15 protein-coding genes are annotated in these 11,602 nt (G+C 57.8%); 8 read left to right on the top strand and 7 right to left on the bottom strand.

The annotated features are described in order from the left end of the window. Nucleotides 1–29: 29 nt before the first annotated feature. Genes SIB83_RS09085 through SIB83_RS09095 form a run of 3 tightly spaced genes read right to left on the bottom strand, consistent with a single transcriptional unit; the run spans nt 30 to nt 2,263 of the window. A complete protein-coding gene (locus tag SIB83_RS09085) occupies nt 30–1,646 on the bottom strand; it encodes a glycoside hydrolase family 3 N-terminal domain-containing protein (RefSeq protein WP_413745615.1) in 1,617 nt (538 codons plus the stop codon). Beyond that, complete coding sequence (gene rbfA / locus SIB83_RS09090) at nt 1,639–2,055, bottom strand: 30S ribosome-binding factor RbfA (RefSeq protein WP_413405220.1); 417 nt, start codon at nt 2,053–2,055, stop codon at nt 1,639–1,641. Before rbfA ends, SIB83_RS09085 begins: the two co-directional genes overlap by 8 nt. A gap of 1 nt (nt 2,056) precedes the next feature. Continuing rightward, on the bottom strand, nt 2,057–2,263 hold the full coding sequence (locus tag SIB83_RS09095) for a DUF751 family protein (protein WP_066911775.1): 207 nt from the start codon (nt 2,261–2,263) through the stop codon (nt 2,057–2,059). A gap of 455 nt (nt 2,264–2,718) precedes the next feature. Here SIB83_RS09095 and SIB83_RS09100 point away from each other — a divergent pair, with 455 nt between their 5' ends. The 3 genes from SIB83_RS09100 (at nt 2,719) to SIB83_RS09110 (ending at nt 4,660) form a co-directional block, all read left to right on the top strand. Then, nucleotides 2,719–2,934 carry a hypothetical protein gene (locus SIB83_RS09100; RefSeq protein WP_413745616.1) on the top strand — a complete coding sequence of 72 codons (216 nt, stop codon included), beginning with the start codon at nt 2,719–2,721 and terminating at the stop codon, nt 2,932–2,934. 150 nt (nt 2,935–3,084) lie between these two features. After that, a complete protein-coding gene (locus SIB83_RS09105) occupies nt 3,085–3,837 on the top strand; it encodes a putative 2OG-Fe(II) oxygenase (RefSeq protein WP_413747344.1) in 753 nt (250 codons plus the stop codon). A 94-nt stretch (nt 3,838–3,931) separates the two neighbouring features. Then, complete coding sequence (locus SIB83_RS09110) at nt 3,932–4,660, top strand: glutathione S-transferase family protein (RefSeq protein WP_413745617.1); 729 nt, start codon at nt 3,932–3,934, stop codon at nt 4,658–4,660. Here the strand turns inward: SIB83_RS09110 and SIB83_RS09115 are convergent. Next, nucleotides 4,632–5,342, bottom strand: a complete 711-nt coding sequence (locus SIB83_RS09115; protein WP_413405227.1) for a DUF6816 family protein — start codon at nt 5,340–5,342, stop codon at nt 4,632–4,634. The two genes, SIB83_RS09110 and SIB83_RS09115, sit on opposite strands and share 29 nt — an antisense overlap. Between SIB83_RS09115 and SIB83_RS09120 the strand changes: the two genes are divergently transcribed. Continuing rightward, entirely contained in the window at nt 5,341–5,604 is a 264-nt protein-coding gene (locus SIB83_RS09120) for a chlororespiratory reduction protein 7 (protein WP_413745618.1), read from the top strand. The genes SIB83_RS09115 and SIB83_RS09120 overlap by 2 nt on opposite strands. 3 nt (nt 5,605–5,607) lie before the next feature. Here SIB83_RS09120 and SIB83_RS09125 read toward each other — a convergent pair whose 3' ends face one another. Further along, a complete protein-coding gene (locus SIB83_RS09125) occupies nt 5,608–6,207 on the bottom strand; it encodes a shikimate kinase (protein ID WP_413745619.1) in 600 nt (199 codons plus the stop codon). A gap of 27 nt (nt 6,208–6,234) precedes the next feature. Here SIB83_RS09125 and SIB83_RS09130 point away from each other — a divergent pair, with 27 nt between their 5' ends. Then, nucleotides 6,235–7,155, top strand: coding sequence for a 6-pyruvoyl trahydropterin synthase family protein (locus tag SIB83_RS09130; RefSeq protein WP_413745620.1), 921 nt, complete (start codon nt 6,235–6,237; stop codon nt 7,153–7,155). Between the two features lies 1 nt (nt 7,156). After that, a complete protein-coding gene (locus SIB83_RS09135; protein ID WP_413405235.1) occupies nt 7,157–7,837 on the top strand; it encodes a RibD family protein in 681 nt (226 codons plus the stop codon). Here SIB83_RS09135 and SIB83_RS09140 read toward each other — a convergent pair. Next, nucleotides 7,807–8,271, bottom strand: a complete 465-nt coding sequence (locus SIB83_RS09140; protein ID WP_413745621.1) for a hypothetical protein — start codon at nt 8,269–8,271, stop codon at nt 7,807–7,809. The genes SIB83_RS09135 and SIB83_RS09140 overlap by 31 nt on opposite strands. A gap of 85 nt (nt 8,272–8,356) precedes the next feature. Between SIB83_RS09140 and SIB83_RS09145 the strand changes: the two genes are divergently transcribed. Next, nucleotides 8,357–9,538, top strand: a complete 1,182-nt coding sequence (locus SIB83_RS09145; protein ID WP_413745622.1) for a GNAT family N-acetyltransferase — start codon at nt 8,357–8,359, stop codon at nt 9,536–9,538. Between the two features lie 24 nt (nt 9,539–9,562). Then, on the top strand, nt 9,563–9,937 hold the full coding sequence (locus SIB83_RS09150; protein ID WP_413745623.1) for a DUF4346 domain-containing protein: 375 nt from the start codon (nt 9,563–9,565) through the stop codon (nt 9,935–9,937). Nucleotides 9,938–9,943: 6 nt separating this feature from the next. On the opposite strand, the gene SIB83_RS09155 is transcribed toward SIB83_RS09150, so the two are convergent. Further along, complete coding sequence (locus tag SIB83_RS09155; RefSeq protein WP_413405243.1) at nt 9,944–11,518, bottom strand: B12-binding domain-containing radical SAM protein; 1,575 nt, start codon at nt 11,516–11,518, stop codon at nt 9,944–9,946. Nucleotides 11,519–11,602: the final 84 nt, after the last annotated feature.

The raw sequence follows: 11,602 nt of genomic DNA on the forward strand, positions 1-11,602 counted from the left end.
ACGGTGCGGTTTCGAGAGGCTTCGTTTGTTTAGTCGGTGAAGTCTTGGCGTTCGTGCGCCTCCTCCTTCAAACCCCACATCCGATTCAAGAGCTGCTGTTGTGCTTCAGGCATCTGCCCCGGGCTGTACCCCGCAGGAATGTCGTCCGGGATGAGTTTGCGCAGAGAGTCCCACCGGTAGGGACATCCATAGACCGCCAAGCCCGATAGGCGCTCAACTCCCAGCAACTGCTGGATGGCTTCAACCCAGGGTTCCCGGCGTTGCTGGCCGGCGCGGAATGGATTGCCGCGGACAAACAACTGCAGGAAAACTGGCCCCTCTCCCAGTCGCTCGAGGTCAAGCGGCGCCGCGCTGTCTCTGTCGCTGCTCCAGGGCTCAATCCCCCTGTCGTGGCAGATCAGAGCTTTGTATCCATGGCATTCGGGAGTGGTGATCGCCGCAGCACCGCCGTGCAGAAATGGGCAGGGGAGAACGCCATCCACCCGGATCAAGGTCACACCATCTTGATCAAGATGTTGTGAAATCAGGGGGCCCTGCACCTCCAGCGAGCTGTCGATGAGCTCCATGCAGAATGCACGGTCTGGAGCTGTTTCGAGCTCAACCTCGGTGTCGCTGAAGCAGGGCTTTTCGCAGCGATGCAAGGCTTCTGTTCGTCGTTTTAGTGACTCGTGCAGGCGGGATTCAGGGATCCTGCCGTCGGCCAGTGCTGCGGAGATGGCATCAATCGCCGCATCGGCATCAGCGGGCATCAGGATCAGATCCGCTCCCGCAGCAAAGGCCTGAACCGCGGCTTCTCCAGGTCCTGCCCAGCTGCTGATCGCCTCCATCACCAGGGCGTCGGTGACGACGAGGCCCGTGAAACCAAGCTCTGTTCGCAGCAGATCTGTCAGCACCGCTCGCGACAAAGTCGCCGGCTGCGTGTCGTCCAGGGCCGGAATCAGCAGATGTGCTGTCATCACACTGTCGATTCCTGAGTCGATCAGTCGCCGGAACGGCACCAGTTCCACCTGGTCGAGCCGGCTGTGAGCGTGGTTGATCAGAGGCAGTTCAAGATGGGAATCCTGGTCCGTGTCGCCGTGACCGGGGAAATGCTTGGCGCAGCCCAGCACGCCAGCGGCGTTGAGGCCCCGTTGAAACGCTGCCACCAGATCCGCAACGGATTCAGGCTGATCTCCCCATGCCCGCACGTTGATGACAGGGTTCTCAGGGTTGCTATTCACATCGCAGACCGGAGCCAACACCCAGTTGAGGCCGCATCGTTGTGCCTGATCCCCGGTTGTGCGGCCGTAACGCTCTGCCAGTTTCAGAGCCTGTTTCGGGTTGGTTTGATGCAGCCTTCCCAGGGCCATCGGTGGCGCCAACCAGGTGGCACCTGAGAATCTCTGGCCAATGCCTTCCTCCACGTCAGCGCAGAGCAGCAGGTCTTCGCTGTCGCTCCAGCTGCGGAGCATGCGGCATCGTTGCTGCAGTTCCGTGGCTGTGCCGCCCAGCAGGATTATCCCGCCAACCCCTGATTGCAATAGCCTCTGCAGCTCACGATTGCAGTGCTCCCAACGCGGGTACTGACGTTGCCGGTCTTCGGCATGGCCGCTGGCACGGATGACCAGAAGCCGGGCAACGGCCCTGCGACGCTCTGCTTCAGTCATTGAAGCCGGGAGTTTCGCTGTCGTCGCTGCCGGAAGGGATGCTGCCCTTCACCTCGCGTTCTCGCTCCAGCTCTCCGAGCAGATGCAGAACGGAGGTTCCCTTCTCAAGACCACGGTCGAGCTGAAACACCACCTCAGGGGCTCGTCTCATCTGCAGCCGTCGACCCAGTTCCCCTCTCAGGTAGCCACTGGCGGCCTGGAGACCATTCATGACTTCTCTGCGAGCTTCGTCGTCTGCCAGGACGCTGACAAAAATCTTGCAGTGCTGAAGGTCGCCACTGACCTCGACGTTTGTGATGCTCACCATGCCCTGATGCACGCGCTCATCGCGGATTCCATTGATCAGCAGTTCGCTGATCTCTCGCCGGATGAGGGCTGCCACGCGTTCAACCCGACGTCCCGGGGCCATGTCAGCTCTGCGGTGCTGAAGACACCATGGCACGCAGGACAAAGCTCAGACTGAGGAATCCACTGATCAGAGCCCCGATCAGGGCGACAGCAGTGACCGGATTGCTGCGGCGACGTGCGAGTGGTTCTGCGACCGAATTGATCACACCCAGGCTGAAAGCGATCAGGTAGCGCGGATAGCGCGTCACGTTGATGAAAAATTCTTTCATGGCCAGTTATCGCAGGGTGTCTTGGGAATTCCGGTGGCTCCGGAATGACTGACGCATGCTGCAGGTGAGAGGGCACTCAACGACAAGCAGCCAGTTCTCAATAAGAGCATCTTATTGACACAATTGAGTCTATCTGGAGCAAATACAGATCAAGAACGGTCTTCTGGCCCAGGGCCTTTTCGCTCAGGTGACCTGGGGCCCAGGAACACTGCGGAAAGCAAATGAGTCGTTTGTTGCAGCGGCTAGTGGTTTTTGTTGATCCAATTAAGGGGAGGTTGATGGCCTCTGAATCACACCAAGATTGGGGGACTCGGCAGCGAGTCTTCTTTTTTTGAGCAATACACGGGCTCTAAGCATCTCCGCTTGATGAGGTCCTTCGGTATTGGGTTGAACAGCTTCAGTTTCAGCAGGCGGCGTGATTGCTAAGGAGGGATTCGATGTTGTTGAGCTTGGAAATGAAAGCTTCCTTCCTTTTCACGGCCATGCTCCTGCTCGGGTTCTGCGGTGGCTCCTATGCCGGATCAGTCACGGTTGAGGGCATGGATCGAGAGATCACCATTAATCAGGCTCAGAGCAAAGTGCCTCAAGGGAAAAAGGTGACCGACACCTCCTGCACCACCATTCAGGTCCGCCTGGATCCTAGATATCGCTGCACTGTGATCTGGGAGTGAAGCCACATCCTCTTCAGGCTTTCCATCAATGCCCCGACCTGGGTGGTGAACAACATCAGGCGCTGAATCATCAATCAGGCAGTTTTCATCGCTGTGGACAGTCAGCTCAAGTTGTTGCTGGCACCCTGCGCCTCAGTTTTTGCTCGAACCTTGGAGATCCTCGATCTTTTCCCGAGATCCATTTTCAAGGGCCAACTGCCTGAGCCGCTTTTGAATCAGCTGCTCAGCATCAGCGCCGATGTGCTGGCGCACCCTGGCGCAAGTCTTGACGCTTCAGCAAAGCTGGCTGGTCAGCTCAGCCAGCAACGTGAGCTCAGTGGGGGGCATCCAGCGATCCAGCAGTTGTGTTCCACCCATGTTCTTCCGGCCTGTGACCGTTGGATCGCTCATGTGATGGGGCGTCAGCCTCCCCAAGGCCGCGGTCCGTGGGTGCCAGGTCGCTATCAGTTGCAGATGGTGGACCTTTGGCTCAACTGTCAGCGAGCTGGCGACTACAACCCCACCCATACCCACGGAGGCAGTTTTTCAGGCGTGATCTTTTTAAAAGTCCCGCCACAGATCAATGGCCAATGTTTTGACGGTCAGCTCTGCTTCCACGGCCCTGAGGATTGGCATCTGCAGTCGTTTCGTACTGGCATGGCTCACTACGTGCTGCCCGTGCCAGGGGAGTTCTATGTCTTCCCTGCCTGGCAGCCCCACTCCGTTGCTCCCTTCAGGGGTGATGGAGACCGTTGGTCGATTGCGTTCAACGTGCTGGCTGTCCCTCTGCAAGCATCCAAGTCAGTTCAATCCGCTGGTGTCTCGACCCAGCAACGCTTCGGAACCGCATCGCCTCGAAGGTCGCAATCAACGCCAACGAATGTCTCGCTGTCCAGTGGTCGAACAATGCCGAGGGGATTTTGAGGAAGGTCTGGCCCTCTCGTGAAGGCTGCTCCAGTGCTGCTGGCGAGGTGCAGATCTGAATGGCTACCGTTCCAGCGCCTGACCCGGCTTGGACATGCTGGAGCTACATCAGTTTCGTCACTCGGCTTTCTGTCTCAAGGTGCGGATGGCCTTGCAAGCCAAGGGACTCAGTTTTCGAGAGGTTGAAGTCACCCCTGGCATCGGACAAGTCTCCTTGTTCCGTCTTTCCGGTCAGCGGCAGGTCCCCGTTCTTGTTGATGGCGATGACGTGGTCTCTGATTCCAGTGCCATCTGTCGATACCTGGAGGAAATGAGACCTGAGCCGGCGTTGATTCCCGCTGATCCCAAACAGCGTGCCCAGATGCAGTTGATTGAAGATTGGGCCGACACCACACTTGCCGCTGCTGTCAGGTCTGCTCTTCTTCAGGCTGCGGCAGATGATGCTCAGCTGCGTGAGGTGCTGCTGCCTGATGATGTTCCTTCGCCGGTGCGCCAGCTGATGTCTGGTCTGCCGGGTGGCTGGCTCAGCAGCTTCGGCGAATTGCTTGGTCAGGAGCAGAGAGCATCGATGCTCAGCAGTCTGTGCTCCGTCGCCGATGGTCTCGATCCCAACGGCTGCCTCGTTGGACATGCCATCAGCCTTGCCGATCTTGCCCTCGCCGCCCAGTTGTCGCTGTTGCGTTTCCCTGCTTCTTCAGGAGAATCACTCGCCGGGCGAGGGGTTCCAGGCATCAGTGACCATCCCCGTCTTCAGAATCTGTTTCGCTGGCGCGATCAGCTCGAAACCCGCCTTATCAATCTTGACCCTGCTCCAGCGGCCTGAGCGTCAGTCGGAAGCGGCTGCGGCGCCCCTCCAGGGTCTGATCTGTTTCCAGCCCCGGACCTGCATGACTGACCTGGCGCTGATCAGCGCAGATCCCATCCCCGCACCGCACGTAGTGCGTGAGAGTCTCAATCCTGCTCAGCCGAGGAGACCCTGGTCCGTGCAGGATCTGCAGGACCAATTCATCGCTGAAGAAATCAGAGGCCGTTTTCGGATTTGTCTCTCGGCGGCCGATCACGGTGGTCTCGAGCAGCACGTCATCCCGGAACCTTGCCAGCTGACGGTTTACCTGCCCCGGATCCTGTTCAACGGAGAGCAACTGCTCCCCAAGCAGAGCTTTTCCCACAGAAGCCGCGTTGTAAGGCCGATCCCCGATCAGTTCGCCGCGACGGTTTCGCAGAAAACGAACCTTGTGCACAAGAGGGGGATCATCGGGTCTGGCTCGGCCTGAATCATCCAGTGCCTCACTGGTGACCTGCCAAGTGCCTGAAAACCAGTCGGGATAAATCAGATCCTGCTTGGAGCGTGGACGGGGCAGAGGTGCTGGCAGTGACCATTGCGGCCAGCTCGCGAGGCGTTGCTCGAGATAGTGGGTCCCGCCATCGCTGGCCGCGGCGGCGAACGGGACTGCCACAAACTGCAGCAGCATGGTGATCAGCAGTGTCAACAACGGTTTTGCCATGTCCGACCCTCTGATTCGATCCCTTGATCACTACGTGGTGCTGGTGCCAGGCGAGCCTGAGCAGCTGCTGACAGCGGAAGACACCCTGACATGGCTTGCAGGCAGACTGAAGACTCTTGCCCCCTGGCCTTCGGATCTCCGCGGTTGCGCAAGCCCGGAGGAGGCGGCACTTCGCCTGATGGATACAGCCTGTGAACTGGAGATTTCGCCTGGAATCTCTCTGCAGTGGTACGCGGTGCGCCTTGACCCACCCGGCGCCTAACACTCATTCCGGGCGCTCTTTCGGTGGATCCTTGATCAGCTTCGGCAGCAGTTGAAGGATTCCGTCCGCAACAACGGCCGGTGACTCTGACTCAATGACCACTGTGAGATCGGCCTCGTCGTACAGGGGGCGACGCTGCTCCAGGATCTGATCAAGTGTTTCGGCGGGGTCTGCCTTCATCAGCAGCGGCCGCTGAGTGGAGTCGTTGCGAAGACGCTGCAGCAGCTGACCGCGCTCGACGTCCAGCCAGATCACAATGCCCTGGTGCATCATTCCCCAGTTTTCGGTGCGGGTGACAACCCCCCCACCGGTGGCCACGACAAGGGAATGACGTTCGCTGATGGACCTCAGCACCTGAGTTTCAAGGGTGCGGAAGTTCTCTTCACCATCACGTTCAAAGATCTCGGGGATGGTGCAGCCGGCCACCTGTTCGATGACGGCATCCGCGTCGACGAATCCGTATCCCAGCCTTTCTGCCAGAGGCCTGCCTGTGCTGGTTTTGCCGCTGCCCATCATGCCCACCAGATACAGACTGCGTCCCCCCAGACGCTGCCGCAGAGTTGGAGTGGTCTCCGCCATGACTCGGAATCGCCGGTAGCTCATTAGGATGCCTTCTGGCCGGACCGTCACATGACTGAAATGAAGTCACCTGCACGTCATGGCCGGGGACGTGGCTGCGTCATCACTCGACGCGCCTGTTTCAGCGCAAGTCACCGTTACTGGTTGCCTGAGTTGTCCGCAGATGACAACGCCGCCCGTTTCGGGCCCTGTGCGCTGGCTCCAGGTCATGGTCACAACTACGAGCTGATCGTGTCAATGGCTGGTGGTCTTGATGCTCACGGCATGGTGCTCAATCTCTCTGAGGTGAAGCACGCCATTCGCAGCGAAGTGACTGGTCAGCTCGACTTTCGCTTTCTCAACGACGCCTGGCCCGAATTTGATGTGTCGAAGCCGGAGGGCTGCCTGCCCACCACGGAGGCCATCGTCCGGCAGATCTGGGCTCGGTTGAGTCCGCATCTGCCCATCACGGCATTGCGCCTTTACGAACAACCAGGCCTCTGGGCCGACTATCTCGGAGATCCCATGGACGCCTTCCTCACGATTCGCACCCACTTCGCCGCTGCTCATCGTCTGGCAAGACCTGAGCTCAGCCAAGAGGAAAACGAGCGCATCTACGGCAAGTGCGCCCGTCCACATGGTCATGGCCACAATTATCTGGTGGATGTCACGGTGCGCGGTCCCATCGATCCAAGGTCTGGCATGGTCTGCGATCTCTCTGCGCTGCAACGCCTTGTCGACGATCTTGTGGTCGAGCCCTTTGACCACACATTTCTCAACAAGGATGTGCCTTTCTTCGCTGAATGTGTTCCCACAGCAGAGAACATCGCGCTGCATATCGCGGACCGACTGTCCTCCCCGATCAAGGCGATTGGTGCCAGCCTTCACAAGGTGCGCCTGCAGGAAAGTCCCAACAACGCGGCTGAGGTCTACGCAGAAGTACCTCAGCTTGAGATGACTCCTTCGGCTCTTGAGGCAGCCGTTCCTGTCTGAATTGCCTTCATTTCCTCAGCAGCCCACGGTGCGTCTGGTGCTGGCCGTCAGTCTCGATGGACGACTGGCTCCATCGGGAGGTGGAGCTGCTCAGCTGGGTGGATCAGGAGATCGTCGTGTTCTTGAGGAAGCGCTCGCCTGGAGTGATGCTGTCCTGATCGGAGCAGGAACACTCAGAGCCCATCGCTCCAGCTGTCTGATCCGTGATCGGGACCTGCTGAACCAACGCCAGGTCGAGGGTCGCTCGCCTCAGCCGGCAGCACTGGTTGTCAGTCGAGATGCTGGATTTCCTCTGGAGTGGCCTTTTTTTCAGCAACCTTTCGAACGACATGTGTTGTCAGCAGGCAACGGGGCTGTTCCTGGATTCAAGTCATCGTTTCGATTGGCATCCAGCTGGGGCGAAACGCTGAAGCAACTGGTCTCCAAAGGCTGGGTTCGTCTGGCTCTGCTGGGTGGAGCTGTCCTGACGCACTCCTTGCTCGCTCAGGATGCGGTTGATGAGCTGCAACTGACTCTCTGCCCCAGGATCCTCGGCGGATCCTTCCATTGGTTGCTGCAGTCGGACACGCCACTCCCTCCACCACTGGCGTCCTCTCAGGCATGGACTCTCATCGATGCCCGTTCCCTCGGAGACAACGAACTCCTTGTGCATTACTGCCGCAATCGCTCCATCAGTTCCTGAACGGGTATCTGCTTCAGGCTTGATTGGGGCAGGCCGGTCAGTGATGCCAGGCAACGTTGAATTACCACAGCCGCATCGTCACCGACCTTCCCCCTCAGCAGTTCCGTCAGCACTCCGAGTTCCCTGCCACTGCGGCTGGTTTCCCTGATCAGACACTCGCTCACAGGGCGGGCCAGTGTCCGGCAGGGCTGCTCAACGGCGCTGTTCAGCCAGCTTTTCGGAGCGATCTCGTCAGCAACGCCATCCAGAGCCTGTTCAGCCAGCTGACGACACTGGCTCACAAGCTGACGTTCGATCCGTGGTTGCAGCAGCTGAATCAACGGCTGGAACAGCCCTGCCATGGCGGTTTGATGCATTGGGCCCACCTCCATTAGCCACGGAGAGAGCAACAGAGCTGTGATCCATCCCAGGTTGTGCCGAGACGATCTGGGCATGACTTGGGCCCAAACGCATTTTCATTGTCTCCCCTTGAAGTTTCGCTGGTTAATGTCGTTGCCGAGGCGTTTCAATTGGCCCTGGATGGCATCGCTCACGGCTCGTTGGCATCGAAGCATCCATGAGATTCCTCAATCGCAATGGGAGGAGTTGCTCGCTGGGCAGGCCAGCCCTTTTTATCGATGGTCCTGGCTGGAGGCTCTGGAAACTTCGGGCAGCGTTGCTCCAGATCAGGGCTGGCAGCCACTGCACCTTTCGCTCTGGAGAGGCGAAGAAACCCTGATTGCAGTCGCCCCTCTTTATCTCAAGGGTCACAGCTACGGCGAATTCATCTTTGATCAGTCATTCGCACGTTTGGCGGGTGATCTGGGACTTCGTTACTACCCAAAACTGATTGGAATGAGCCCTGTAAGCCCTGTTGAGGGTTATCGCTTTTATATCCATTCGAATGAAGATGAGCAGGACATCACCGTCACGATGCTTCGACTGATCGACGAGTTTGCCGATCGCAATAACATTCTCAGCTGCAATTTTCTCTATGTGGATCCTCTCTGGCAGCCCTTGGCGGAGGAGGCGGGTTGTGCGGGCTGGGTGAATCACCAGAGCCTCTGGTCTGCAGAAGGTCAGAAAGATTTCAGAGACTATCTTGCTGGCTTCAATGCCAATCAGAGGCGCAACATCAAGCGGGAACGCAAGGCCGTGGCAGAGGCCGGACTGGTGGTTACGCCTCTGACAGGTTCAGAACTCACCTCAGAGCTTCTGGTTCGAATGCATCGCTTTTATGAGCAACATTGCGCTCGCTGGGGTCCGTGGGGAAGCAAATATCTCCAGGGTTCATTTTTTGATCAACTGAGTACTCCAGGATTGGCTGAGCATGTGGTGCTGTTCAGTGCCCACCGCGGAGATCCTTTGCAACCGGTGGCGATGTCTCTTTGTGTCCAGGATGATTCCCGTCTCTGGGGGCGCTACTGGGGCAGTGAGGAAGAGATTGATTGTCTTCATTTTGAGGTCTGTTACTACGCGCCAATCGAATGGGCGTTGCATCAGGGCCTGCACAGCTTTGATCCAGGGGCTGGTGGCAGTCACAAACGAAGACGTGGCTTTGTAGCTCAACCTCGGACCAGCCTGCATCGCTGGTATGACCCTCGCATGGATGGACTGATCCGTTCCTGGCTGCCGAGAGCGAATGGTCTGATGGAGGAGGAGATTGTGGCCATCAACGCCGAACTTCCCTTCCGCACCAAGCCGCCCGAATTGATGGTCTGAGGCGATCATTTGTAAGGTGTTCTGATGACAGAAGGCACTTCTCCACTCGATGACCAGCTTTCGCAGCGTTTCATCGAGCTTGATCCGTCTGGTTATTTCCTGATCAAGCTGGATGCTGAAGCTGGCGAACTCGTGGCTGAGCATTACAGCAATGATGTGGATGAACGAGGTCGTGCCACTGATCCGGAAACTGGGGAAGTTCTGTCATGCCGTGGCGGCGGTCCACGTTTGCCCACCACATGCTTCCGCGGCAGAACAGCCAAGGAGCTTGGAATCGCTCTGACCGAAGTCAACGGGTCTGTGCCCCTCAGCCGTCTCGACCATGCTCTCTATTTAGGTAGAGAGCTCCAGAAAGCTGAAGCCTGCCTGAAAGCCGGAGTGCCTTACAGGCAGGACTGAATCAGATCAGGCTGTCAGCAGCTCTCGTGATGTGCTGGGTTCTTCTGGAGGCAGTGATTCCAGCTGTTCACGGATTTCGCGTTGCACGATCGCGCGGTATTCAAGGAAGTGCTCGTTGTGGGCCAGCACCACTAGGAACTGTTCCAGCATCGCTGGATTGCGTCGAGCCATGCTCAGCATGTAACGCCAGAAGCGACTGCGGGTGTTCCGTTTGATTCCCTGCCTCCAGACCACGATTGACAACGCTCTGATATCAGTCCACGTGGGCAGTTTTGATGTGCCCTTCCAGCGGGGTGCGCCCATCTTCAGGTAGTAGGAATAGACCCGATCCATGTACGCGTTGGGTTCGTAGAGAGCACAGAACGCTTCAACGTATTCGTTGGCTATGTCCCGAATTGGGCGTGTGGGTTTGAAATTGAGCAGGTTGGTCTGGTTTACACCCTTGGCTGCAGACTCGTCCTGAATCAGTCGGCCCTCTTTCTCAAGGCGATGCCAGAGCGCTGTATTGGGGAGCGCCTGCAACATGCCCATCATGGCTGCGGGGATTCCGGTTCTGGTCACGAACTCAACGATGCGTCGACCGGCGCCATCTTTTTCACCGTCGAAACCGATGATGAAACCTGCCATCACCCGAATCCCATTGGCGGTGATCCTGTCAACTGCCGCATCGAGAGGATTGCGCGTGTTCTGAAGTTTTCGAGAGGTTTCGAGACTCGCCTCATCAGGGGTCTCGATGCCTAGGAAAACACTCTCAAAACGCGCTTCGTGCATCATGCGCATCATCTCTTCGTCGTCGGCCAAGTCCACTGAAGCTTCAGTGGCAAAACTGAAGGGATACCCGCGCTCTTCCTGGAACTCTCTGATCTGGGGGAGTAGCTGCTTGGCGTTGCGCTTATTGCCGATGAAATTGTCGTCGACGAGGAAGATCGATCGCCTCCAGCCGAGGTCGTGCAGATACTGCAACTCCGCGATCAGCTGTTCCGGTTTTTTCGTGCGCGGCTTGCGTCCGTAGAGCACGATGATGTCGCAGAACTCGCAGTTGAACGGACATCCCCTCGAGAACTGAACGCTCATCGAGTCGTAGGCCTCGAGCTGCAGCAGATCGAAGCGGGGGATGGGAGTGGAGGTCACATCTGGCTTGTCACCTTCCGCGCTAAACCGACCACCACTGTCACCGCGCTGGATCGCTTCGATGAACATCGGCAGTGTGATTTCACCCTCATCGAGCACCTTGAAGTCGGCTTGGGCGATTTCCGGAGCATCCGGCGTTGAACTGGCGTAAGGACCTCCCACGGCTACAGGCAGTCCTCGACGCTTGGCTTCGGCGATCTGAACCTGCATGTCATCTTTCTGGACGATCATTCCAGAGATCACCACAAGCTCTGCCCAGTTCCATTCGTCTTCGGTGATTTCCCGGACGTTGCGGTCGACAAGCTTCATGTCCCATTCCTGGGGAAGCAGAGCCGCCACAGTCACCAGCCCCAGAGGAGGCAGGAGCACCTTGCGATTCACCAGTTCCAGAATCTTCTCGTAACTCCAGAAGGTTTTCGGGAAGAGGGGATAGATGAATAAGGTGCGCATGATCTGAAACGAGAAAGTGGTCTATCTGTGACGTGCGGTCGACCCTGCGGACAGAACCTTCCGTTTTTATTTGATTTCGTTGTG

It is taken from the genome of Synechococcus sp. MIT S9507, from assembly GCF_047304715.1.
GTDB lineage: Bacteria > Cyanobacteriota > Cyanobacteriia > PCC-6307 > Cyanobiaceae > Synechococcus_C.

What these genes read in the sequence shown, in the direction of transcription:
- SIB83_RS09085 (WP_413745615.1), bottom strand. Translation starts at nt 1,646, where the DNA reads ATGACTGAAGCAGAGCGTCGCAGGGCCGTTGCCCGGCTTCTGGTCATC.
- rbfA (WP_413405220.1), bottom strand. Translation starts at nt 2,055, where the DNA reads ATGGCCCCGGGACGTCGGGTTGAACGCGTGGCAGCCCTCATCCGGCGA.
- SIB83_RS09095 (WP_066911775.1), bottom strand. Translation starts at nt 2,263, where the DNA reads ATGAAAGAATTTTTCATCAACGTGACGCGCTATCCGCGCTACCTGATC.
- SIB83_RS09100 (WP_413745616.1), top strand. Translation starts at nt 2,719, where the DNA reads ATGAAAGCTTCCTTCCTTTTCACGGCCATGCTCCTGCTCGGGTTCTGC.
- SIB83_RS09110 (WP_413745617.1), top strand. Translation starts at nt 3,932, where the DNA reads ATGCTGGAGCTACATCAGTTTCGTCACTCGGCTTTCTGTCTCAAGGTG.
- SIB83_RS09120 (WP_413745618.1), top strand. Translation starts at nt 5,341, where the DNA reads ATGTCCGACCCTCTGATTCGATCCCTTGATCACTACGTGGTGCTGGTG.
- SIB83_RS09115 (WP_413405227.1), bottom strand. Translation starts at nt 5,342, where the DNA reads ATGGCAAAACCGTTGTTGACACTGCTGATCACCATGCTGCTGCAGTTT.
- SIB83_RS09125 (WP_413745619.1), bottom strand. Translation starts at nt 6,207, where the DNA reads ATGAGCTACCGGCGATTCCGAGTCATGGCGGAGACCACTCCAACTCTG.
- SIB83_RS09130 (WP_413745620.1), top strand. Translation starts at nt 6,235, where the DNA reads ATGACTGAAATGAAGTCACCTGCACGTCATGGCCGGGGACGTGGCTGC.
- SIB83_RS09140 (WP_413745621.1), bottom strand. Translation starts at nt 8,271, where the DNA reads ATGCCCAGATCGTCTCGGCACAACCTGGGATGGATCACAGCTCTGTTG.
- SIB83_RS09145 (WP_413745622.1), top strand. Translation starts at nt 8,357, where the DNA reads ATGGCATCGCTCACGGCTCGTTGGCATCGAAGCATCCATGAGATTCCT.
- SIB83_RS09150 (WP_413745623.1), top strand. Translation starts at nt 9,563, where the DNA reads ATGACAGAAGGCACTTCTCCACTCGATGACCAGCTTTCGCAGCGTTTC.
- SIB83_RS09155 (WP_413405243.1), bottom strand. Translation starts at nt 11,518, where the DNA reads ATGCGCACCTTATTCATCTATCCCCTCTTCCCGAAAACCTTCTGGAGT.